The 25,317-nt window shown below is 59.0% G+C and carries 10 protein-coding genes; 5 read left to right on the top strand and 5 right to left on the bottom strand.

The window, feature by feature from the left end; all coding sequences use genetic code 11:
• Positions 1-208 (top strand): transposase domain-containing protein (locus PZA18_RS17800; RefSeq protein ID WP_284102226.1); only part of this gene is annotated, 208 nt, incomplete at its 5' end.
• Between the two features lie 95 nt (positions 209-303).
• On the opposite strand, the gene PZA18_RS17795 is transcribed toward PZA18_RS17800, so the two are convergent.
• The 3 genes from PZA18_RS17795 to katG form a co-directional block, all read right to left on the bottom strand.
• On the bottom strand, positions 304-882 hold the full coding sequence (locus PZA18_RS17795; protein WP_284102225.1) for a hypothetical protein: 579 nt from the start codon (positions 880-882) through the stop codon (positions 304-306).
• Positions 869-14,287 carry a LysM peptidoglycan-binding domain-containing protein gene (locus tag PZA18_RS17790; protein WP_284102224.1) on the bottom strand — a complete coding sequence of 4,473 codons (13,419 nt, stop codon included), beginning with the start codon at positions 14,285-14,287 and terminating at the stop codon, positions 869-871. Before PZA18_RS17790 ends, PZA18_RS17795 begins: the two co-directional genes overlap by 14 nt.
• Before the next feature lie 571 nt (positions 14,288-14,858).
• Positions 14,859-17,039: a catalase/peroxidase HPI gene (gene katG / locus PZA18_RS17785; protein ID WP_284102223.1), complete on the bottom strand. Its 2,181-nt coding sequence runs from the start codon at positions 17,037-17,039 to the stop codon at positions 14,859-14,861.
• 438 nt (positions 17,040-17,477) lie between these two features.
• Between katG and PZA18_RS17780 the strand changes: the two genes are divergently transcribed.
• The 4 genes from PZA18_RS17780 (at position 17,478) to PZA18_RS17765 (ending at position 22,110) form a co-directional block, all read left to right on the top strand.
• Positions 17,478-18,521: a DNA-binding protein gene (locus PZA18_RS17780; RefSeq protein WP_284102222.1), complete on the top strand. Its 1,044-nt coding sequence runs from the start codon at positions 17,478-17,480 to the stop codon at positions 18,519-18,521.
• A 239-nt stretch (positions 18,522-18,760) separates the two neighbouring features.
• A complete protein-coding gene (locus PZA18_RS17775) occupies positions 18,761-19,603 on the top strand; it encodes a tryptophan 2,3-dioxygenase (RefSeq protein WP_284102221.1) in 843 nt (280 codons plus the stop codon).
• Positions 19,600-20,799: an aminotransferase class V-fold PLP-dependent enzyme gene (locus PZA18_RS17770; protein WP_284102220.1), complete on the top strand. Its 1,200-nt coding sequence runs from the start codon at positions 19,600-19,602 to the stop codon at positions 20,797-20,799. The genes PZA18_RS17775 and PZA18_RS17770 overlap by 4 nt, the downstream gene beginning before the upstream one ends.
• A 180-nt stretch (positions 20,800-20,979) precedes the next feature.
• Positions 20,980-22,110 carry an NAD(P)/FAD-dependent oxidoreductase gene (locus tag PZA18_RS17765; RefSeq protein WP_284102219.1) on the top strand — a complete coding sequence of 377 codons (1,131 nt, stop codon included), beginning with the start codon at positions 20,980-20,982 and terminating at the stop codon, positions 22,108-22,110.
• Positions 22,111-22,198: 88 nt separating this feature from the next.
• Here PZA18_RS17765 and PZA18_RS17760 read toward each other — a convergent pair whose 3' ends face one another.
• Both PZA18_RS17760 and PZA18_RS17755 read right to left on the bottom strand, forming a co-directional pair.
• The gene (locus PZA18_RS17760; RefSeq protein ID WP_284102218.1) at positions 22,199-24,874 is read right to left on the bottom strand and encodes a bifunctional diguanylate cyclase/phosphodiesterase; all 2,676 of its coding nucleotides are present in this window, start codon (positions 24,872-24,874) and stop codon (positions 22,199-22,201) included.
• Positions 24,875-24,888: 14 nt separating this feature from the next.
• Positions 24,889-25,311 (bottom strand): type 2 periplasmic-binding domain-containing protein, encoded by a 423-nt coding sequence (locus PZA18_RS17755; protein ID WP_284102217.1) that lies wholly within the window; start codon positions 25,309-25,311, stop codon positions 24,889-24,891.
• Positions 25,312-25,317: the final 6 nt, after the last annotated feature.

The raw sequence follows: 25,317 nt of genomic DNA, 5'->3' as shown, positions 1-25,317 counted from the left end.
GATTGCCCTGGGGCGCAAGAACTGGCTGTTCACAGGCTCCGAACGCGCTGGCCGCCGCGCCGCAGCCATTCAAAGTCTGCTGGCCACCGCCAAGCTCAACGGCCTCGAACCCCTGGCTTGGCTGACCACCACCCTCGAACGCCTTCCAACCTGGCCCTATAGCCGGATTGATGAGTTGCTACCCATCAATCCAACCACCGCTACCTGATTCGAAACCCAGCCGCAAGGTGGGATGGTCGGACGGTTACCGATGGTGTGTGGGCTGAACAGAAAATACTACTTATTCCAGGCTATTTAATAAAGCTACGATTCAATATGACGGCTTGCATATTCGTAGTTTTTATCAAAATGCTTGATCAGTGCATCGAGTAGCTTCAAATTCAAGGCATTGCCAAAGTAGGCTTCCTTGCCTTCGGCTACTTTATTTCGATGCAAAACCAGTTTTTCCTTGTCGCGTTCCAAAAAGGCGATGGTGGCCAATACATAATCATTCCAGCGCAAAGGGTCTTTGGAAAAATCTTCCGACTTACTTAAAACCGTTTTCGCATATTTGATTGCCTCCTCAGCGCGCCCCTCCTTGGCGCGCAATTGAGCAATATGCCAGCGCAGGGATGATTGATTGGCGTTGTTGACCTGGATGTAAGCCTCAATCAAATCCCCCGCCGCCTTGGTACACCCCAGCTCATCCAAGGCCCGAAACCCACCCTTCATGGTCTGATCAAATGCCTGATAAGACAGTTTCAAGTCAGACTTGAGACGGTCTTGATAGGCGCTATCACAATCCACTGCGGCGAGGGCGAGGGGGGCGATAAACAGCCACGAGCTTAAAATAGCAATGCGCCTGAGGACTTTTGATTGTGGTGGCAAATTACTGTGACTCATTTTGGCTTTTCTTCATCTGGTCATAAACAGGCAGGAGAATATTTTCATATTTCTTATTGAGGACGTCCATCGTTACGGCAGGCTTCTCGATTTTGCTGATTGTGCTCCATGCTCCAGATGTTTGAGTAATTAATTGCTGTTCAGCGGTAGTGTAAATGTATCTAGGCTGAAATAGCGCAGCGACGCGAGGGTTTAAAGTCGCTCTGATGGGAACTTGCGTTGCGGTGAAAGCACGCCCCATCGGGAGCCCCCAAGCCAAGTCCGCAGCTACGGCGACACGCTGACTTTCTGGGGTGCCCCAATATCGCTGCGCTACAACTTCTAAGACACTACCGGGTAAATAATCCGTCTCGAGTTTTGAGCCACTTAAAGCAGTCAGGAGGTTATGACAATTTAAGAGGAATCCACCTGCGCTTTTAGTAGCAAAGGGAGCTCCATAGGCAACCATTGCAGCCCCTCCCCATTTACTCAATGTGGTTGGTTCTGGTGCTAAGAACAAAGTAGTTCCCGCTACCGTAACCGCCGCGCCTTGAGCCATTCCAAAACTGTCGTTAACCAGTCCAAGGAAAGACGACCAACCTTTATACCAAGGGTTGACCTCCGTCGGTGGCGGTGATGCCATCATTTGGGGGAGGCTTGCTTCGTTTTCTCTTTGTTGCTGAATTCTACTCAGCATTGTTTTCATCCGCGCCTGATACATGAAGCCCGCTTGGATGTCGCGTGCATCCCGCCCATCGCTGAATGCGAAGTTGGGGGCATCATTCGTCAGTGGCTTTTTAGGGGAGCTATTTTGTGGGCCTTTGCTGCGACCACCAAACCCTGCGACGCTGTCTTCCAGAAAGTCCATTGGATAGCTTTCCTTGGGCTCCCAGATAAATGCAGCCTCATCTGATTGGTCTGTGGAGTGAGCCGGCATCTGAGTCGAGCCGGTAGTTAACTTATAAGACTGAACGAGCCCGGTATTTGGGTCGTATACCTCAACGCCGTCGCGATTTTTGAGATTGGTAGCCTTGGTTGCTGCGGCGTTGAACAATATGTGCCTATTGTCTCGCGATTCGTATAGTGCCTCTCTACTCCTCCCCGCAATACTATTCCCCAGCGCATCGCCAAACGCATTGGCGGCGATGCTGGCAACGTTGAGTTTGCCTTCGCCGTGAACCAGGATTTGCGCGGCGCGGTTGACGACGCCTCCGGCGAAGTTGTTGGCGACGTTGGCCATGAAGTTGCTACCGCGCGCCCATTCGGCGCCATTTTTGGTGACTCTGCCGGTTTTGGTGTCTACGGTACCAAAGATATGGTCGCTGATGGCCTCGGTAATCGGTGCGGCAATTGCTGCAGCGGCCACGTTGCGCCAGCTGAAACTACCCATATCTGCCATCGACATCACCCCCTGGGTGATGGCAGAGCTGGCGGCGGCGGTGAGCGCCGTGGTGGCGGTTTTGCCATAGCCCAAGCCTTTGATCGCGTCCCCCAGGCCGCTGCTGCCGATGCCGGCGGTGAGGCCCGCACCGAGTGCTGACGTGGCAACCCCCTTCCAGCTGATGCTGTCCTGCACCCCCAAGGCGACGCCGAGCGCCTGGCTGGCAACGCTGCCGACCGCCCCGCCAACGGCAGCGGCTACAAGGCCGGTCGCACCAAAGGTGCCACCGAGCACGGCTGCGCCGGTGGCCATGGTGCCAACGCTTGCGGCGGTTACCGCAGCAGTTGTTCCCGCTGCAATTGAGGCGCTACCAATGGCTGCAGTGGTACCCACCGCGCCACCTACGCTGGCGCCCAGTGCGCTGGCAACAGCCCCTGCCGTGTAAACCGTGACCACGATGGCAACGGCGATCATCATGACCTGCGCCAGGCCACACTGGTCTTTCTGTGGCAGTGGCGGTGGTGGTGGAATGTTCGGCGTGGTGTCGCCGATCAGTTTCTGGGCGTTGTAGGGCTTGAAGGTGTCCGAGCGGTTGGCGGCGGTGACGGTGCTCGGAATCTTCAGCGTGCTGCCCGGTTTCAGGGTGTCGGTCGGTTTGATGCCGTTGGCGTCGGCGACCAGATACCACAGGTTGGCATCGCCCCAGGTGGCCAGTGCAATCTTCTGCAAAGTATCACCAGTGTTGACGACGTAATTGCTCTGGGTGGTGGTTGGCAGAGCCTTGGCCGACAGGGCGGTGTAGTTGTAGTCGAAGTCGCTGCCCTGGCCGGCATCGGTGCCGGCCGTGCTGCCGATGATATTGCCGCCGGCGTAGGCAAAACGCTGGGCTCGGGCATCTGAACCCCGGCGTTTTTCCAGCAGGCGGCCATCGATGTCGTACTTCATCACACGGTCACCACTCGGGCTTTGGGTGTCGCGGATCTTCAGGGCGTTGCCGTAGTCGTCGAGCGAGGTGGTGGTTTCGCCTACGCTGTTTTGCCCATTGGAGAACTGTGTCTTGGCGGTCTGGCTGACTTCCTTCCAGCTCTCGAAACCCGCATAGGCGTAGTCATAGGTCGTGGTCTGGCCGGATTTTTCGTCCTTCACCCCATACGACTTCAGCGTTTCACCGGTGTAGGTGTAGTTGACGCTGGTGATGACGTTTTCCTGAATTTTGGTCGGTGCGCTACCGCCGGTTTCAGGGATTTCGCCATTAACCCAGCGATTGCGATTGTCGTAGATCTGGCGTTGGTTGACGGATTGCTGGCGGACCAGGCGACCGTCGGCATCGTAATTATTGAATCGGCGTTGATCGAAGGCGCCATCTTCCTTGAAGGTTTCCTCGACGCCGACCCTGCCCGCATAGTCGTACTGACGCCGGCTTTGGTTGAGATAGGCACTATCGCTGGCATTGGCGGCCATATTGCTGTTGTGGCGGAAAGCCGTGACGCGGCCAAAGTCATCGTAAGCGAGCTTGTCGCCAACGGTGTATTCATTGATGTCCGTATTGGTGAGGCGCTTTTCCTTGGTGGTGACTTCGCTTCGCAACGTGCCGCTGCCACGGTAACGCAGGCTGGTGCCGCTATTGTTGAGGTCGTAGGCCTGCTGGTCGGGCGGGATGGCGATGGAAGCCCCCGCAAAGTTCGGCATATTGTTGGCGACAGTGGTTTCCGGCCGCTGCAGCAGGAAGTGTGAGCGGCGGGCAACCACGATACCTTCGCCTACCAGCATGCCCTGGCTGATGGCGACGCGGTTGCGGTCGTCGTAGCGATACCAGTTGCTGTAGCCCACCCAACGGGTGCCGGCTGTCTCCATGCTGGCCCCCAGCACGGCACGACGGTTGCCGGCACCGTCGTAGTAGTAGGTCATGGCCACGCCGTTGGCGGCGACGCGTTCCAGCCGGCCGGCGTTGTCGTAGGCGGTGGCCTGCACCCAGTAGAGGTTGCCACGATCCTGCTGCTCCATTACCACGCGGCCTTCGCTGTCGTAACGTCGCGTGGCATCGCCCAGATTGGTGATCTGATCGCGGATCACGGTCTGACCGTTCACCCAGTCGGCGACGTTGGCGGTACGGCTCTCGCGAGTGCTGATGAGGTGGCCGGCTTCGTCGTAAGCAAAACTGCGATCAATGCGGCCCGTGCGGTACTGCAGACCGGTGGTTTCTTCGTTGCGGGCGTTCTGGCCGCTCAGCGTCATGCGCTGGCTGGCCTGCTGGCCGGCCGCGTTGTAGGTGTAGGTGTAGACGTTATTGCTCAGATCGCTATGGCTCTTCAGCAACCCGGTGGCGTCGTAGCCCCAGGTTTTGGCATCGGCGGTGTTTTCCTGGCCAGCGGCATTCCACCAGAGGTTCTTTTCCGAAACCTTGTTGCCAAAGACATCGTAACCGCTGACATGACGGGTGCCTCGGTTGCTGATCTGACCGTTCTGCAGTTCAAGCTGCTGGCTGGCGATGACATGGCCCTGGCTGTCGAAGTCCTGACGGGTCTGCAGCTGGCTGGTGGCCAGATTTTCACGGTAGCGGGCTTCGAGAACCCGCTGACCACGGCTGTCGTAGCGGTAGTCGGTGAGCTCGGTAACTTGGGTAATTTGGGTGCCCGTTTTGGTGGATACGTTAGTGGAATCGGCTTCCTTTGACAGTTGGGAAACATCGCCGGTACGGCGAATCTGGATCAGCTGATCGGCCACGTTGTAGCGATAGACGTTTTTGGCGACAGCCGTATCGGCCTGTTCTTCGCTCAGACGGCCGAAGCCGTCGTAACTGCGGGCGCTATCGAGGGAATACTGGCCGGTCGCGCCGTTGCGGCTATTGAGTGCGCTGATGTCGTCTGCGCTGAGCGTGGTCTGGTCGGTAATGCGATGCCACTGCGCCGTGTTGTGGCCGACGCGGTCGTAGTCGAATACGGTGATATGGCCTTCGCCGTCACGTTGTTCCTGCACTTGTCCGAACAGGTCGTAACGTGCCTGGTTGAGCAGCACGGCCTGCCGCAGCTGGCCTCGCTCGTTGACGCGGGCGGTGATGGCGCCGTATTCGTTGGTCACCTGATTGAAGCTGTTGTAGAGCCAGCGGCTGGTATTGCGCTGGCTATCGGTCAGACTGACGCGATTGCCCCAGCGGTCCTGCTCCATAAAGCGCTCGGCGGTGGTGGCGGTGATCAGGCCATCGCCAGTCAGCGCGAGCTGGGTCTGACCATTGACGCGTGACAGATTGAAGCGGGCGTAGCCGACGGCGTGCTTGGCCAGCGCGATGCTGTCCATGTCGGCGGTCAGGCCGATGCCCGGCATCATCTTGATGATTTCGACTTCGCGTGGGCCGGCGCTGCCGCCCAATAGCTTGTCGATCTCCTGGCGGTTGAAGTCACCATCGAGCGAAGTATCCGGCGCAAAAACTTTCCAGCTGTTATCCGGCTGGCGTACCCGCACCCAGCTGACGGCGGAATCGGGGGTCTGCCGGGGCAGACTCAGTAAGGCGATGGGTGCCTGGGTGCTATCGCGCAGTAACTGGCGGCTGCCATTGACTGTGCCATAGACGCGAACAACCGGTTCTGAAATCTGCACCGCATTGGCAGGGTCTTCAATATCGTCTGGGTAGACCGCAGTGCTATTCAGGTCGGCTTCCTTACTGATGGTTCGGGCGACCCCATTCAGTGTGAAGCTGGTCTCGATGGTCAGCTTACCCGTGAGGCCGGTCACACCGGCCACGGATAGCCAGCGTGGCAAAAGGGTAATCCTGGTGCCCTTTTGTACTTCTCCTTCCGGCCCGCTGATATTGCCGCCCGTTTTCGGCACCATGATTGGCGCAGTTTTGATATCTCCGCTTGCTGGTCTGAGCTGGGTCTTTGTATCCGGCGCATAGAATAATCCGCCCACCGAGGTGTTGAAGGTCGGGTCGATCTGGCGGGTGACCTGGCCCAGCGCGTTGTAGTCGGTGTAGCTGCGGCGCCAGACGGGGCTGGCGTTGATGATGCGACGGCCGCTCGAATCTGCCACGACATTCAGCCCCAGCGCTTCGGCGCTGGCGGCATTGGCGATGGCACCTTCAACCGGGCTCACCAGGCGGGCGGTTTCCTGGCCGGCGCGGTTGTAGAAACTGGCGCTCCAGCTGCCTTTTTCATAGCGGGCCCAGATGCGGCCGGCTTCGTCGTAACGGTATAGCGACTGGGTCTCGTTGTTGATGGCGCGGCGGGTAATGTCGCCATAGCTGTTGTAGTCCACCGAAGTGGTTACCAGACGGGTAGCCGTGCCGACCCCGCCCAGCCGCTCGATGGTGGCCGTTTGCCGGCCGGCCGCATCAAACACAAAGCTGCGCACGGTGTTGTTCTGGGCGCCGTCGGCGTTCTGGTTAGCGGTCCATTCGAGTACGGCACGGCCTTGGGCATCGTACAGCCAGCTCTGGCGGATGCTGCCACCTTGAATACCTTCTGCATCGAGCCGGTATTCGATCTGATGGCCTGCGGCGTCAAAACGGCGGGTTTCGACTTTGTGAACGAGCGTCTTGGAGAACATATCGAAGACGCTGTTCGGTGACAGTGCTTCTGGTGAAGCGCCCAGACGTGAGCGGGCCAGGGTTTCGCCATAGCGTAGGGTGCGTACTTCGTTGCCGAAGGCGTTATAGCTGTGGCCGATGGCGGTGTACTGCAGCTCGCCATTCAGGTCGCCCGTTGCGTTCAGCTCCAGTGCCAGACGGCCCAAGGCATCGTAGTAGCGATAGTGGCTATTGCCACGGGCATCAGTCAGGACGATCAGGTTGCCGGCGGCGTCATACCGGTTGAATGTGGTGAGATCGCCACGTACCCCCATGCCGGCGTGGGCATTGACCTGTACATCGGCAATCGCCCGGTTCATCCGGTCGTAGACCTGCCGATGCACACGGGCGCTGCTGCTCCCCTTGTCGCTACGATTGGCTACCTGCTCGATCAGGTCGGCCAGCTTGCTGTCGGCGTTGTAGCTGCCGGCACGCAAGGCGGCGCTGTATTGCACATCGACGAAGGCATTGCCGCGCTCGTCATAGTTCCAGGTGCTCAGATAACCGCCGGCATCCACCTGTCCGACCTTGCGGCCGAGGGCGTCGTAGTAGAAATACGTGTCGGCAGTCTGGGTCGCATCAAGGGTCACCGACTGTTTTACCAGCTGGCCGAGCTTGTTATAGACCTGACGGGTTTCGCGTTCGAACTTGCCGGCTTCTGCGGTGCCGGACTGGTTGAACTGATACGCCTTCGGCTCGATGGTTTTAACGAGTTGGCCGTTGCGGTCATATTCGTAGCGCATGACACGCTTGTCGTTCTGATCCAGCCCCGCCACCTTCGCGGCCAGTTCGGCCGTGGTGTAGCCGGTGGCGTTGGCCGGTGTGCTGATACGGCCGCCGTAGCGGATCAACTCCTTCTGATTGCCGAACATGTCGTAGCGATGTTCGGTGACCTGGCCGAGTGGATCGACCTCAAAGCGGACGCGGCCCGATCCGTCGTAAGACTTGCAGCTCCAGTTACCTGCTTCATCCAGATGCGCCACCGCGTTGCCGAAGGCATCGTAAGCGGTTTCACTACGCGGCACCTTGCTGGTGCTCAGGCTGGCCAGATTCAGGCTGGCGAGGTTGTACAAGCCTTCGTTGTCGAGTGCGGGGGTGCCATTGGCGCGGGCAAAGGTAGGCTGCTCCAGCGCGTACTGGCGGCCCGCAGCGTTATAGAAGAATTTGGTGACACGCTTCTGCTCGGCTACGCCGGCGCCATCGTTTTCCCAGCGCTCGGTCAGGTTGCCGGCCTTGTCGTAGACATAGCGGGTGATCAGCTGCGGATAGCCGATCTGCGCCTCTGCGGCCGTCATGACCGGTATGGCAGCGCTTGTCTCTGTGTTCAGCCGGCCGGCACCATCAAAGGTATAGGTAGTGACGCTGCCACGTACATTGGTCAGCTGAGTCTTGCGACCGATGCTGTCGTATTCGTACTTCTCGCTGCTGCCATCCGGGTTGGTCAGGGTCTTGAGCCGGCCGGCTGCATCGTAGAGGTAGCCGGTGACCAGATCTTCCTTGGCGTCATGGACTGGTTTGCTGAAATAAGCCTGGAAATCCGCATTCATACGGGCGGTATCGCCTGCATTCAGTACCGATTGATCAGAGGCCAGCTGCAGGCCGTAGTCGCGCTGCCATTGCTGGGCGATAGCGGGGCTGAGGCTGGCGATTTCCGCCACGCTCATACTTTGCGTCAGGCGGAAGACCTGTCCTTGCGGATCGGTGTAGGTGGCCGAGTCGTCCAGATTGCGCACCCACTTGCCCTGCGCCCAATCCATGCTCTGGCCGGGCTGGCTGTTGGCCCACAGGGCAGCCAGCTCGCTGGCGTGGCGGGCGGCCTGGGGTTGGGCAACGATGGCGTAGCCAATGCGGAAGCCATAGCTGGCTTGCCAGGCGCGGGCCAGGGCCGGGCTGCGACGGGCGATATCGAGATAGCTGGTCTGCGCGGTGAAGTTGATCTGTTCGCCTTCCGGGCCGTGGAAGGTGTAGCTGCCATCGGCTTCGCGGCGCAGTACGCCGCCTGCCAAAGCCTGCGTCGCCAGCGTCCACTGCCGGCGTTCCTTGATGCGGCTGGCGGCATCGTAAACAAACTCGGTGACCTGGCCTTTGGCGTCGGTCTCACGGGTTTTGCGGCCGGCGGCATCGTATTCGAAGCGGCTGGCGGTGCTAGCGGCATTGGTGACCGTGAACAGATTGCCGGCGGCGTCGTAACGATTGGTCGCGACGGTAATACCGTTCACGGTGAGCGTCTGCTCGCGGCCCAGTGCGTCGTAGCCGCGGCTCAGCACACTGTCGGTGGCATCGTTGCGGTAGTCACGCAGGAAGGTCCATTCGCGCTGGGTGGCGTTGTCGATATTGTTGTCGATGGCCTCATCGCTCGTCAGGAAGGCCCAGACCAGTTCACCACGCTTTGCAGTGTTTTCGGTTCTCAGCAGACCCATCCAGCCATCGACTTCGCTGACGGAGGGGTCCTGAGTCCGGCCCAGCAGGGTGCGGTAAGCCCAGATGACGAAGTTGCGGTTGTTGGCGGCGCCGTCCAGCGGCAGGCTGTAGCCCGCCCAGGCGGTTTTAAATTCGCCGGCATTCAAAATATCCTGCGCCAAGCCCGGTCCGCGCAGCTCAGGATGTTTGCGTAAGCTTTCCATGTAGTTGGCAAAGCTTGGTGCATCCGGTTGGCGATTGAGCAGGCGGCTGTACAGCAGGTTGGCGTAGTCGCTGCCGTTGAGGCGGGTCAGATTACCGTTGGCATCGCGAATGGCCGGCACGTCGGCCAGCACCGCGCTGGCGTAACGGCGCTCACCCACCACCAGCCCGCGCTTGTCATAGATCCGCTCGGTAATCTGGCCGTCGGGGCCGATTTCAAAGATATTGCGGCCATCCTTGTCGTAAATGAAGCGCTGGCGTTTATCCAGTGCGTCGTTACGCAAGCTGCGGCGGTCGGTGTTTTTCAGGACGGCCGGCAGGGTGGCGGCGTCGCTCATCCGGTTGGCCCACTGCCGCTTCTCGATCAGGCGATTGCTGTTGTCGTAGATCGACTCGACCACTTCGCCCTGATGATTGACCTCCATCACCAGCAGACCGCGGTTGTCGTAGGCAAAGCGGGTGATGCGGCCTTCGCCGTCGGTCTTGCTGATCACCCGGTCGTCGCGGTCGTAGCGGTAAGTGGTGGTCAGCTTGAGCCCGGCCGGATCAACGATTTCCTGTTCGCGCCGACCTTGCACGTCGTAAATGTATTGCGTGGTTTTCGGCTGGGTGCTGCCAGCGCCTTCGATGACTGTCAGTACGGCGCCTTGCGTGTCGTAGGTGTACTCGGTGCGCAGGTTGAGGCCGTTCGGATTGGCGGTGGTCTTGGGGTCGATCACCGTCGCTTTGACGCGCCCTCCGGCATCGTATTCGGTCACCGTCACGGTGCCGGCCGGGTCGGTGGTCTGGATGGTGCGACCCACGCCATCGAATGCATAGCGGGTCGCCAGATTCAGCCCATCCGGGTCGGTACGCTTGGCTAACACACGGTTGGCGGCGTCGTACTCAAAGCGGGTGACCACGCCTTTGGCATCGACAACCTGGAATGCATTGCCTGCCTTGCGATAGGTCTTGAGCACGGTGTCGGTCAATCGGCCGGCGGCGTCGTAGCTCTGGGTCGTTTCCTGGTATTCGTCGGCGCTGACCGGGCGTTTGGTGGTAATCAGCCGGCCGTTGCGGTCATAGGCGTACTCGCTGACATTGCCTTCCCCGTCGGTCAGCTTGAAGGTCTCGCCAAAGCGATTTTTCTCGGTGACGGTCTTGATGCCTTCCGGCGTCGTCACGGTGATGGTGCGCAGCTTGTCGTCGTAAACCGTGGTAGTGGTGCGGCCGTAGGCATCGGTCTGGGTCAGCACCCGGCCGAAAGCATCGAAGGTGGCGCTGCTGTTCTGCGCGCCCTGTACGGTTACCACCCGGCCGAGCCGGTCGTAACGCTGGCGTTGCACCACATTGCCGGCGCTGGTGGTCTGTACCACGCGGCCGAAGGCGTCGTATTCGGTGCGACTGGTTTTGGCCTCAGTACCATCGACCGTTGCCTCTTTCAGCAGGCCACGGGCATCGTAGACAAAGCTGGCATGCCGGTTGCGGTTATCCCCCAGGGCACTCAGGCTGTCCTTGAGTTCGCCGAAGGCCGTGTAGCTGAAGGTCTCGCGCCCGCCGGCACTGGTCAGGGTCAGCACTTTTTCGCCGCGTGCGTTGTATTCGTAGTGCTCGGCCAGATCATCGGTGCCGGTCAGAGTGCCGATGTGCGCGCTGATGGTATTGAAATCCCCGCCTTGCCATTTAGCCAGGGTATCGGCCGCCACCCGCTTGACCAGTTTGCGGGTGTCGGTGAGCTGCCCCAAGCGGCTGTAGAAGTTGATCAGGACATCACCCTGCGCGTTGACGGTGTAGACCAGATTGTCACCGCCATCGTAATAGAACAGCGTGCGCACCTCCTTGTCATCGACCGGATTGCGGCTGATGGCCTGGGTGCGGCGACCAATCGCATCGTACTGATAGCTGACGCCATACTTTGCCCAGAGGGTATCGGCAGCGGCAGGCGTAGCGGCGGCGATGGCCAGGGCTGCGCCTTCGCCGTTCAGTTCCGCAATCACCTGACCCAAGGCGTTGTAGCGCGTCAGGCTGTAGCGGGCATCATTGCCAGCATTCGACCCGATGACCGTCTGCGTGCGCTGACCCATGGCATCGTAAGTAAAGCGGCTGACCGTGCCGTCGGTGGCCGTGGTGGTCTCGACTTGCAGCAGCTTGGTATAGGTAAAGCTCTGGGTGTGATCCAGCGGGCTGTCTGCAGGCCGCAGGCTGTCGAGTGTGGAACTGGCACTGAGGTTGAGACTGCTGGCGACCGGCGTGGCATAGCGGGTTTCGCTCAGCTTGTTGCCAGCGGCGTCGTAGCGGACTTCGCTCAGATAGCGCTCGGCATCCAGCGTGCCGATGGCGCGGTTCTGGCCATCGTAGAAGGTATAGCTGTGCTGGTCCTGAGCTGCATTGGCGGCAGGCTGCAGCTGCGCCAGGGTGCTGCTGGCGGCCAGGGTGGCATTGACCGCCGTGGCATAGCGCACGGCATGCCAGGCGCGGCCGGCTTTGTCATAGTCGATGGTGTTCAGATAACCGGCGGCATCCAGCGTGCCAACCAGCTTGCCATCGTTATCGTAAAAGCGGCGGCTGACGCGGCTGTCGGTGGCCGAGGGCTGAATGTCTTCAGCCTTGCTGGTGGCCGTTGGCAGGGTGGCCTGCGGGGTGGCATAGCGGATCTCGGCCACAATGCGGCCGGCGCCATCGTAGCGGGTCTCGCTGACATAGCCTTGGGCATCGACGGTCTTGGTTTGCCGGCCGGCTTTGTCATACAGATACCAGACTGACAGATCGTGTGCGGCATCGGCAGCGGGGCGCAGCTTGTCCAGCGATGGATTGGCCGGGCTGCCATCAGGTTTGGTCAGTGCCACGAACCCTTCGTACGACAGTGGGTTGAGGTAGCGAATGGTGCGGACTTTTTCGCCCCGCTGGTTGTAGAGGTGCTCGGTCAGTTGCGAGGTGCCGGCATCGACTTCGCCCACCAGTCGGTTCGCTTCGTCATACAAGCGGTATTGGCGGGTGCCATTGGCATCCTGGCTCCAGGCCAGACGGCCCGCATTGTCGTAGCGGTACTGAACGGGCAGCTGGCCGCCAGTCAGTTTGCTGATCAGTTGGCCTGCAGCATCATAAACTTCCGTGTCAACACGGGCGTTGGCCAGGGTGTGGGTGATAGTGCGGCCGGCGTCGTCATAACTGTGCAGGGTGGCCTTCTGATTGGCGTCGGTCGTACTGAGCAAACGGCCCAGGCCATCGTAGCTGTAGCTGGTCTGATTGGTATTGGCATCGACGCTGGTCAGCAGGCGACCGGCGGTGTCGTAGGTCTGGCGGGTAATGCTGGCCCCGGCGGCCACGCCATTGCCGTTGCTGTCCACTTGCGTGTAGCGGGTGGTGACGTCGTTCAGGCCGCGCAGGGAATAGCCATAATCTTCACGGCTGGTCTGGGCTTTGCTCTGGCCATTGCTCCAGGCAAGGAGCTGGGCTTCGGTTAAAGCGGCATCCTTGCCGAGTCCGCTTAGCGGATAGAGGCCGCCCAGGTAGGCAATCTGGCTGGTGCGTTGGCCCTGGGCGTTATAGCGGTATTCAGTGACCCGACCTTCGGCACTCACCACAAAGCGCAGATTGAGCTGGCTGTCGTAGGCAAAGCGGGTGGTCATTGGCTGGCTGGCCGTGGCCGCGCCGGCCACGCCATCCGGGTCGGGTACTGCGAAGCTGGTTTCGGTCAGCAGCTGGTTGGCACTGCCATAGCTGCGTTCGATCCGGTTGCCAAGTGCGTCCTGCTGACTGGTCTGGTTGCCGGCCGCATCGTAGCTGTAGGTGACGACATTCCCTTGCGCATCGGTGCTGCGGTACAGATTGCCAGCGGCGTCGTACTCGAAACCGACCGACTGCGCGCCGGCACTGGTGGTGGGGGCGGTGACCGATAGCAGGCGCTGCTCACCGTCGTAGGTGTAGAGCGTGGCGTTGCTATAGGGGTCGAATACGGTGGTGGTGCGGGTGGTTGTGTTGTAGCTGAAGCGGGTAACGCGGCTCAAGGCATCGGTGACAGTCTCCAGCCGGTATTCACCCGCCACTTGCACATAGGTGAAGCTCAGCCTGCTGCCATCGGTCTGTTCAATGCCGGCCAACCGATTGCTGTTGCCGTCATAGCGATAGACGGTCTGGTAGATCTTGCCATCGGTGGTGGTGTTGTCATCAGGACTCAGATCGACCGTCACCTGCTTCAGGCGGTTCTGCTCGTCGTAAGCGTAATAGGTGCGGGTGACATTACCATCTGCTTTGATGACACGCTCGCTGGTCAGATTGCGACCGTTGTAGGTCAGTTCGATGGCTTCGCCATTGGCTGTGCTGATGCGGCTCAGCAGGTCGCCGTTATAGCTGTAGGTAAGGGGGTTGCCGCTGAGGTCGTTGCTGGCAACCAGGCGGTAGACACTGCCAAAGGCGCTATAGGTTTCGGTAGCCTGGCTGCTGCCATCGGTCCAGGTCCAGCTGCCGTTGCCAAAGCTGAGGGTGTCGTGGGCGCCATCGCCATCGGTGCTGCGGTAGACGCCACCACTGCAGGTAAAGCGTTGCACGCTGCCATCGCCCGTGACCCGCTCAATTGTGCTGCCGTTGGCACCGATATTGCCTTGCAGGTTCTGCAGGCGACGGTATCCCGCCAGCCACCAGGCGTCGCTGTTGTCATCGGAAAATTTGGCCTGGCTGTTGTAGGTGCGGACCAGCGTGGCATCCAGCCCCCGGCCGCTTAACAGTTCATCCTGCCGTTGCAGGACAAGATTACCGTTGGTGACGTTGACGGCAACGCTTTCGCCGCTGCGTCCCTGTACGCCACTTTGTTGTCCGGCGCCGATCTGGGCGATGGCGCTACCTGAAAATAAACCTGTATCACGTCCGGCGACGATGGCAACCATGCAATTTCTCCGCGAGAGCGCGGCCAGCAGGGCGGAACGGGACCGGGAAGCGCTACCTTGTCAGCACTGGCTGACGGGTGGCTTCCGAAATCAGGGTGTTACCGATGCAGGCCGCAAACGGCTTCGTCACCATGAAGATGGACAGAGAAGGCACTGACCAAAGGCGACGAAGCTTTGTTTGTTTAAGTAATTCGTCTGGACACCACGTTTGTCGTTTTAGGGTGTCTTCATAGGAATGTATCTGCGGATTTTCGAAATCGTTTAGTGCTTTCGATTGAAAATTGGCCAGAAAGCGTGGTGAAAATTACCGTTTCTCGTGATTGCGAGGCGGGACACAAAGCTGATATGGAATTCAATATTGTTGTATGTAATTTATTGAAATTAAACAATTAATTGATTCGACATAATTGCCAACTTTTTGAGTGAATAACCAAATGGACAGGTCTTGAGTCGGGGTGGTGGTAGGTCGATGATCTGGCGCGGCAGAGCGAAGTGGGGCAAAAAATGCGGGCGGAGAGGAAGATCCTGGCTCCGCCCGGGCTGGGTGGCTGATCAGCCGCCTTGGTGGTCTTTACCGGTCAAAACGGTCGAGGTTCATGACTTTGTGCCAGGCGGCAACGAAGTCCTGCACAAATTTCTCCTTGGCATCGTCCTGCGCATACACCTCGGCCAGGGCGCGTAGTTGCGAGTTGGAGCCGAATACCAGATCGACGCGGGTGGCTGTCCACTTTATGGCGCCGGTCTTGCGATCGCGACCTTCAAACTGTTGCTGATCGTCGCCTGTTGCGACCCATACGGTGTTCATATCGAGCAGATTCACAAAGAAATCTGTGCTGAGGGTGCCGGGTTGTCGGGTCAGAATCCCATGCGTGGATTGGCCGGTGTTGGCGTTCAGTGCGCGCAGGCCTCCCACCAGGACGGTCATTTCTGGTGCGGTTAATGTCAGAAGCTGCGCTTTGTCGAGCAGGCACTCCTCTGCGGGCAGTCCATTCTCCTTCAGATAATTGCGGAAGCCATCGGCGCGGGGTTCTAGCACGGCAAACGAGGCTGCATCGGTTTGCTCTGCCGTGGCATCGGTGCGGCCGGGCGTAAACGGCACGGTGATGGTGTAGCCACCCGCTTTGGCGGCCTGTTCAATCGCGGCACAGCCGCCGAGCACGATCAGATCTGCCAGCGAAACTTTTTTCGGCCCGGCGTTGAAGGCCGACTGGATGCCTTCCAGAACCCCCAGCACTTTGGCCAGCTGTGCGGGCTGGTTGGCCTCCCAATCCTTTTGCGGGGCGAGCCGGACGCGGGCGCCATTGGCGCCGCCGCGTTTATCGGAACCACGGAAAGTCGAAGCCGATGCCCAGGCAGTGGCGACCAGCTCGGCAATACCAAGGCCACTGCTGAGCAGCTTGGCTTTCAGATCGGCAATATCCTGCGCATCAACCAGCGGATGATCGACAGGTGGTAGCGGGTCTTGCCAGATCAGGACTTCTGCCGGAACTTCAGGGCCCAGATAGCGTGCGCGCGGGCCAAGGTCGCGATGGGTGAGTTTGAACCAGGCGCGGGCAAAGGCATCGGCAAACGCTTGCGGGTCTTGATGGAAACGACGCGAAATCGGGCCGTAGATCGGGTCCATGCGCAGGGCTAGATCCGCCGTGGTCATGATGGTGGTGACCTTTTTCGAGGGGTCGTGTGCGGCGGGGGCAAGATCTTGATCCGCCACATTGGCTGGCACCCATTGCCACGCGCCGGCCGGGCTCTTCACCAGATTCCAGTCGTAGCCGAACAGCATGTCGAAATAGCCGTTGTCCCATCGTGTTGGATTCGGGGTCCATGAGCCCTCGATGCCGCTGCTGATGGTATCGCCGCCATGCCCGCTGCCTTGCGAGTTCCGCCAGCCCAGGCCCATCTGCTCCAGTGGTGCCGCTTCCGGGTCGGCGCCCACCTGCTTGGCGTCGCCGGCGCCGTGGCATTTGCCGAAGGTGTGGCCGCCGGCAATCAGGGCTACGGTTTCTTCATCATCCATCGCCATGCGGCGGAAGGTCTCGCGAATATCCCGGCCGGAAGCCAGAACGTCCGGTTGGCCGTTAGGACCTTCCGGGTTGACGTAAATCAGCCCCATCTGCACGGCTGCCAGCGGATTTTCCAGTTCACGCCCTTCGCCATACCGTTTGTCGCCCAGCCATTCCGACTCGCGACCCCAATAGATGTCTTCCTCGGGCTCCCAAATATCTTCACGCCCGCCCGCAAAACCGAAAGTTTTGAAGCCCATTGATTCCAGTGCCACGTTGCCGGTCAGGATCATCAGATCGGCCCACGATATCTGGTTGCCGTATTTCTGCTTGATTGGCCAGAGCAGACGGCGTGCCTTGTCGAGGTTGACGTTATCCGGCCAGCTGTTGAGTGGCGCAAAACGCTGGTTGCCCTGGCCGGCACCGCCTCGACCATCAGAGATCCGGTAGGTCCCGGCGCTATGCCAGGCCATGCGGATGAACAATCCTCCGTAATGCCCCCAGTCGGCAGGCCACCAATCCTGGGAATCTGACATCAAGGCATGCAGATCTTGCTTCAACGCCGCCAGATCGAGCTTTTTGAAGGCTTCCGCATAGTTGAATTGTTCACCTAATGGATTCGACTTGGCCGAGTGCTGGTGCAGGATTCGCAGGTTGAGCTGATTGGGCCACCAGTCGCGATTGGACTGCATGCCAACGGTGGTTCGGCCGCCATGCTGTGAGGCAAAGGGGCACTTGCTTGGGGTGCTCATGATGTCTTCCTCCAAAAAGTGAGTGAATCCCCTTCCGGTAGGTAGGGGAATGAAGCTCATGCTACGGCGCATCCTTCAATTAATCAAATCAACTGATTTTATAAATTTAATAGTTAGTAACTATTTAAGCGGGTCGCATTGAAAGGCGTGGCTCGGTCTCTGCGGCGTCTGTGGCTGATGACTTGAATGACCTGCACTATTTATTCGGTGGGAGCTTTTTTACTGCTTCCTATGTTTTAGACGACGGCAGGGGAGGGTGTGGTTAAGCAATTTCATACTGACAGCCACGTTTTAAAAGGTCTGCTATGGGTTTGCGGTGTTTGGGCTGAATAATTACCCATTATCCACTGTCTAAACTATTAGAATTTCTCTTGAAAATTGACTATTTCATATCACGATATAAAATAATACGTAACACAGTATGAAATGGAGTTCGGAATGGCACGTGCAGGGGTCTACAAATCAGAAGTTAAACGGGCACGCGATGCGCTACTGGCCTTGGGGCGCAATCCTTCGATTGATGCGGTCAGGGTGGAGCTTGGGAATACCGGCTCGCGTACCACCATCCATCGCTACCTGAAAGAGCTGGAAGAGGAAGAAGGTCGGGGGAGTGAAGACAGGCAGCGCACCATCAGCCAGGCATTGCTGGACTTGGTAGAACGCTTGGCGGCAGGGCTGCAGGAGGAAGCAGCGGCGCGTGTGGAACGCTTGCGGGAAGAATACGAGCAGCGCAAGCAACAGCTGGATGCTGAGCTTGCACGCTGGAAACAGGATAACGCGCAGCTGGCGCAGCAGCTGGCGCAAACGCAAACGCAGCTGACACAGGAGCAAGCTGCTCATGCCGAAGCTCGCGGGGCAATACAGGCGCAGGCCGTGGTCGAAGCACAGCAGGCCCAGCAACTGCTGGGTATGCAGGAACGCCTGAATGAGCTGGAATCGCATCGGCAATCGCTGGAAGAAAAGCACCAGCATGCGCGCGAGGCGCTGGAGCACTACCGGCAAGCCAGCAAAGAACAGCGCGACCAGGATCTGCTGCGGCATGAACAGCAAATCCAGCAATGGCAGGCGGAAGGGCGTGAATTACGCGAGGCGCTCAATCGCAAGAATGAAGAAGCCGTACAGATGAACCGCGACCTAAGCCGCCTGGGGGCGCTGCTGGTACAGACAGAAAAGCAGGTGGCGGAACAACAGGCTGCCCTGCAGCAGCAAAGCCAGCTCCAGGCCGAGTTGAAAGTAGGCGAAGCCAGACTGCAAACGCTCCAGGCGCAGTCGGAATGGCTAAACCAAGCCAATGAGCAATTGAAAGCGGATCTGGCGGCCAGCAAGCAGCTGGCGAGGGAGGCTGACCAAGCCCGTCAACAGCTGGAACGCGAACTCGCAGGCGCCCGCAGTGGCATGCAGACGCTCGAAGCCATCCTGGCTCGCCTGACTCCGGCATCGCCGGCTGATAGCTCGGCTAAGGAGCGCGCTAAGGATGCGTAATTGGTAACGGAAAAGTAGTTGCTACTGGCCAAATCATCCCGTTTCGCGAATTACCAGACTTTTTGAGATCAGCATGGCTTGCCCCGCTTGCCCGCTCTGGCTTTACAATCCGCAGCAATACGGGCTTCCCAAAGCCGAGGACGGGTGGCAGGCCACGAGCTGGCGCCGGGCTCGGCGTATTTCCAATTCAAATGAATGGGCGTTGGCACCCCGGCGCCCCAGAACGACGGGATAGAGGCATGGCAAACAATCAACGAGAACTCGAAAGCAGCATCGTCACGGATTTTCAGGACCGTATGTCGTATGGCGGCTATCTGCGGCTGGATATTCTGTTAGCGGCACAGCAGCCCCTGTCAGATCCGCCCAATCATGATGAATTGCTGTTTGTCATCCAGCATCAGACTTCCGAGCTGTGGATGAAATTGATGATTCATGAGCTGCGCGCGGGTATCCGTCTGGTTCAGCAGGATGATCTTGAACCCTGCTTCAAGATCCTGGCCCGGGTGAAGCTTATCCAGCAGCAGCTGTTTGATCAGTGGGCGGTTCTGGAAACGATGACGCCTTCCGAATACCTCGCTTTCCGGCCGGTTCTGGGCAATTCCTCGGGCTTTCAGTCGTTTCAGTACCGTACCCTCGAATTTCTGCTGGGCAACAAGAATGCGCAGCAGGCCAATGTCTTCCGCCATGACGCCGTGCAGCATGCCCAGATTCTGGCAGACCTCCAGGCGCCGAGTTTATGGGATGAATTTCTGCGACTGTTGTCGCGGCGTGGCATGCGGGTGCCGGCGGAGTGTGTTGAACGTGACTGGTCGCAACCCTATCAGGCCAATCCGGGCTTGTTGCCAGTGCTCAAGACCATCTACCTGAATCCGCATCAGTACTGGGATGCTTACCAGATGTGTGAAAAACTGGTGGATATTGAAGAAGGCTTTCAGCTCTGGCGCTTCCGCCATATGAAAACCGTCGAGCGTGTCATTGGATTCCGGGTTGGCACAGGCGGCTCGTCTGGCGTAGGGTTTCTGAAGAAAGCCCTTGATTTAACCTTCTTTCCCGAACTTTTTCAGGTCAGGACCGAGTTATGACAGATATCGCCAATGCCATTGCTGCGCTGGGCGACGGCCCGCTGTGTGAAGAAAGCCTGCGGCGCCATGTTTTCCCATTGTTCAGTCGGGTGCTGGCGCGGCACGAAATCTATCTGGCCAACCACTCCCTCGGGCGGCCGCTTGATCAGACCGCTGCCGATGTCGCCAGTGGCCTGGATGCCTGGTATGGCCGGATGGATGATGCCTGGGAAGACTGGATGGAGGCTTTCGAGCTGTTCCGGCGCATGACGGCAAGGCTGGTCGGCGCCCGCCCGGACTGTATCGTGCCCAAAGCCAGTGCCGGGCAGGGTTTGCGCACGGTACTCAATAGCTTCCATTACCCGCCGAGGGTGGTCACGACCCGGGCGGAGTTCGATTCGCTCGACGTTATTCTCAAACAATATCAAGTCAAACGCCGGGCTGAAGTGGTGTGGGTGGATACGGATGACGAAGGTCTGATCGACCCGCACAAGCTGGTTGAAGCGCTCGAACTGGGGGTTGACCTGCTGGTGGTGTCCCAGGCTTTCTTTTCCACCGGCCAGCTGTTGCCCAGGCTGGCGGATGTCATTGCCGCTGCGCATCACTACGGGGCTTTCGTCTTTCTGGATTGTTACCACAGCTATGGCGTGGTGCCGCTTGATGTCATGGAGCTGGGCGTCGATTTTGCCGTAGCCGGCAGCTACAAATATCTGCGTGGCGGGCCGGGCGCCTGCTGGTTGTATCTCGCCCCCTGGGTTATCGACAGCGGCTTTACCACGCTCGATACGGGGTGGTTCGCCAAAAAATCGCCCTTCAGCTACCAAAGACCTGATCCACCTGTATTTGCGGAGGGGGGCGATGCCTTTCTTGAATCCACCTTTGCCGTGTTGCCCTGGCTGCAAGCCCGTGCTGGCCTGGAACTGACCACCGAAATCGGCGTTGGTCGCTTGCGGGAGTATTCGTTGCAGCAAAAACGCATGATGGCAAAGTATCTGGCCGACCACGCTCTTCACTGTGTGGGTATGGGGGAGGAGTTTGGCGCCTTTCTGCGCCTGCCGCATCCCGAGGCGGTCGCCATGGCGGCACGGCTGAAGGCGCATGGCGTCAATGTTGATGCGCGCAGCAATGGGGTACGGATTTGCCCGGATCTGCTCAATACCGAAGCCGAGATGGCGCAGGCCGCCAGTCAGATTGCCGAGCTGTGGCACGCCCGCTGACGCCCGCCTGAATTTGATTAGCAACGATTACAACGGCTGGCCGCTATCGCCCCGGTTCGCTATGTTGGGCCCCCATCATTTTGGATGTGGCTTGTAGAAGGGCAGTGCCAAGGGGCTGAGATGCCTGATCCGCGTAGCGCGCCGGTTTTACAGGCTGCTTCTTCTTGCAGAGGCAAAACCATGTTGAGTTTTTGGGAGCAGGATGTACTGACCCGCACTGATTGGATCGTTGTCGGTGCCGGCATCGTTGGCTTGCAGACGGCGTTGGAATTACGCCAGCGGCGGCCGCAAGATCGTATCGTGGTTCTGGAGCGCGGACTGTTGCCTGCGGGGGCTTCCTCGCGCAATGCCGGGTTTGCCTGCTTTGGCAGCTTGACCGAGATTTTGTCGGATATTCGCAAGCTCGGGGATGCTGCGGCACTGCAGCTGGTCGAGCAACGCTGGCTGGGCTTGCAAAAGCTGCGGGGCAGACTGAGCGATGCGGCGCTGGGGTATGAGCCGCTGGGCGGGTATGAATTGTTATTTGCCGCGCAGCTGCCAGCTCTGGAGCAGCTTGATGCCGTCAATCAGCTGCTCAAGCCCTTGTTTGGCCAGCCGGTTTTCTCTGTTGAGGCGGGTGGACGTCAGCGTTGTGGCTTTTCTGGCAACGTGCAGGCTTTGCTGGCTAACCCGTTTGAGGGACAGATTCATTCAGGCCGCGCCATGCAGTCGCTGGCTGCGCTGGCCCGTAGTCAGTCCATAGAAATCGTTTATGGTGCCGAGGTGACCGCGCTGGAGCCCGCCGAGGGCAAGGTTGCAGTGCAACTGCGAGGCGGGCTCGAAGCCATTTCGTTCGTCGCGCGTGGGGTGGCACTTTGCACCAATGGCATCAGTCGCGAATTGCTGCCTGATTGCGGCATCGTGCCGGGAAGAGGGCAGGTGATTGTCACAGAACCGATTGCTGGCCTGCCCTGGAAAGGCACTTACCATCTCGATGAGGGCTATTACTACTTCCGCAATGTCGGTGACCGGGTATTGCTGGGGGGCGGCCGTAATCTGGATTTCCCGGGTGAAGAAACAACGGCCATGAATACGACGCCGGCCATTCAGCAAGCACTGGAAACCCTGCTGGCCCAAGTCATTCTGCCGGAGAGGCCGTTTACCATTGCGCACCGCTGGGCCGGCATCATGGGCTTTACGGCGGATAAGCTCCCTCGCGTCCAGTCCATTGCCCCGCAAACCGTCATTGGCTTTGGCTGCAATGGCATGGGTGTTGCGCTCGGCGCCCATATCGCCAGCCAGACAGCGCAGTGCTTGCTGGATTGCGCTTAGGCTCTGTGGACGCAAGGTTTGCAGATCGTTTTCCGGCGAAACCCTGCGGGCCGGGTCGATTTCTGTGGCATGGCGTCGTTAGCAGAACCTAAGTGCTGGTAGGGGTCAAGGTCTTGCCCGACGCCAACAATGCCTGGAAAGCGTCGGCCGGCAAGGGTCTGCTGAAGTAATAGCCCTGCATTTCATCGCAACCGTGGTGCCGTAGATAGCCAAGCTGCGCCTCGGTTTCGACGCCTTCGGCAATGGCGCGCAGTTTGAGGCTGTGTGCCAAAGAAATGACCGACTGCACAATCAACGACTGGTCTTCCTGCGATTGAATATCGCGCACAAAGGATTGATCCACCTTCAATACATCGATCGGGAATTTGTGCAGGTAGGAGAGGCTGGAATAGCCCGTGCCGAAGTCATCAATCGCAATGGTTAACCCCAGCGCCTTGAGTTCGTGCAGCACCTTGATCACATGATTGACATCGGTCATGACCATGCCTTCGGTCAACTCGATTTCCAGCAATCCAGCGGGTAAGCCACTGTGATGCAGGGTGTCCGCAATGACCTGCACCAGATCCGGCTCGCGGAACTGCCGGGCGGAAAGGTTGACGGCCATTTTGAGGGGCGGGAGGCCCGCGTCAATCCACGCCTTGGTCTGGCGACAGGCTTCGTGCAGGGTCCATTTGCCGATGGGCACAATCAGGCCGGATTCCTCTGCAAGGCTGATGAATTTGGCCGGGGACACCATGCCCATCTCAGGATGCTGCCAGCGTATCAGGGCTTCTGCGCCCACAATGCGGCCCGTGCGCAAATCCACCTTGGGCTGATAATGCAGCAGAAATTCCCGCTGCTCGATCGCCAGACGCAGAGCGCTTTCGATTTGCAGGCGCTCTTGCAAGCGCTGATTCATCTCCTGCGTGAAAAACTGGATATTGTTGCGGCCGCTTTCCTTGGCTTGATACATGGCAATGTCGGCACGCTCGATCAGCTCGGCTGCGTTGTCGCCATCCTGAGGGTAAATGGCGACGCCCAGACTGCAGCCGAGAAAGAATTCTTTCTCATCCACTTCAACGGGCTGGGAAATCACCCCCATGATGCGTTGCAATAAGGAAGTGAACAGCGCCCGCTCGTGCGCGCCAGGGAGGATCAGCATGAATTCGTCTCCGCCAAGACGCGACACGGTATCCGACTCCCGTACCGTTGCCGTCAGCCTGTCGGCAATGACCGTCAGAACATGGTCGCCCGCTTTATGGCCCAAGGTGTCGTTGATCAGCTTGAAGCGATCCAGATCAACGAATACGACCCAGACGGCATGTCGTTGGCGGGCGGCCGCCGCGATGGCAGTTTGCAAGCGGTCGTTTAGCAGGTGCCGGTTGGCCAGCCCGGTCAGCGTGTCATGGGTGGCCTGGTATTGCACCTGGATTTCCAGCTTCTTGCGCTCCGAGATGTCGCGCACAATGGCTACGATTCCGCCTTTAACGGGTACGACTTCCCGGTAGAGCCATTCGGCCCGGATGGCGGGATGCTGATTACGCCACTCTTTTTCATTGGTCTGCCCGGTTTCCACCACACGAATCAGGTCGTATAGCAAGCCATCCTGTGCGGCTTCGGGCAGCAGTTCGAGCAGGCGTTTGCCGATCAGCGATTCCTTCTGGGTGCCGAACAGCGTAAAGCCACGCCGATTGGTGTCTCGCATCACGAAGTCGGTGACTTTGCCGTCAACTTCGATGGCATCCAGTACATAAAACGCTTCCACACTGGCTTCGGATGCCGCGTGATAAGTCTCTTGCAGCAGATGCCGCTGCATTTCGCTATTCCCAAGGCGGATGGACAAAACTGCCAGCACCCCGAGAACGATCAGTAAAACCGCGCTGGCAATCGCGGCTTGCCAGAAATAGCTGTGCCGGTGTTGCATCACGGTACTCAGCTGCTCGGTTTCAGAGAGCCCTACCAGCACGGCCAAAGGGCTATTGGGCAAGGGGAGGGCGGTGGTATAGCGGCGCAGGCCATCCCAGGGGCTGACCAGCAACGCCCCCGACGCATATTGCGCATTCTGCAAGCCCGTTACCTGCCGGTAATTCACCGGTTGGCCAATGGCAACCGCATCGGCAACCCGTCGGACCCGGAATTCCCCGTCCTGACCAAGCAGGCCAATCACTCCCTGTTCACCGATCCGCTTCTTGTCGTAGCTGCTGGTGAAGTAACTGGGGTCTACTGCCAGGGTCACAATGCCATCGAAATCCCCCGAAGGGGTGTTCAGCCGTCGGCTGAATATCATGACCGAGGTATCACTGCCCGCTACCGGTTGAACGCGGCTGATATACATATTGCCGGCATCAAATGCGCGATGGTTCTCCAGCCAGGGTTTACCGGCAGCGCTGGGATGAGGAGACAGGTTGTCCTCGTCGCGATAAGTCCCATCGCTACTTGCAATGCCTACATCAAATACCAGCGAGGGAGGGAGCAGACCCTTGAGTTTCAGATCACTCAAAGTGAAGGCACGGCCACGTAGCTCCCGCGCGTATTTCACCAGCCTCAAGGTCTGGTCTATGGCTCCAAGGTTGCGAATGACCTGAGCCTCGTAAGCTTCGGCCAATTCCCGACTCGACTGGGCTGCCGCTTCGCGCGTGCTGGTTTCCTCAAGACCTACCACATGCCAGGTCGCAAACCAGATGACAGCCAGCCCCAGCAAGGCAACCAGCAAGAAAGTCCCGATCACCCGCACCATCTGCAGGCGCCGTCGTCTGTTTGACTTGAAAAGCGGGGTATGGTCCATCGCTTCGCGGCAATCTAACGCAGCGTCAAGACAATCTTGACGCTGCCATCCACCTCGCCCCGGTCGATATATCCGACAAAACCCGGATTGCTGGCCACCAGTTTGCGGAGCTTTGCCGGATCGCTGACTTCGCGCGGGGGTTCTGCCTGACCGGTAAAAATCAGCTTGGTCCAATACGACTTGAGCAGTTGCGGCGTCTTGCCGGTGGCTTTGAGGTAAAAGTCCTGGCGAATGGCCGAATCTGCCGGCAGGTCAAGCGGAACGGCCTGTCGCCCGTCAGGAAAAGTACCGGCTTTGCCCAGAAAGATGTCGGCGGCCTGGTTAGCCGTCAGGGCCGGCAGGGGCGAATTCGCAGCAACGACCACGACTGTCTCGGCATGGACCATCGACCAGAGCAGAGGTAGCAGGGGGATCAGCAATGTGGTGTGTTTCATCATCGCAAT

The sequence above is a fragment of the Parachitinimonas caeni genome, from assembly GCF_030129945.1.
Taxonomy (GTDB): Bacteria; Pseudomonadota; Gammaproteobacteria; order Burkholderiales; family Chitinimonadaceae; genus Parachitinimonas; species Parachitinimonas caeni.
This window is presented reverse-complemented; position numbering and strand designations above follow the sequence as displayed.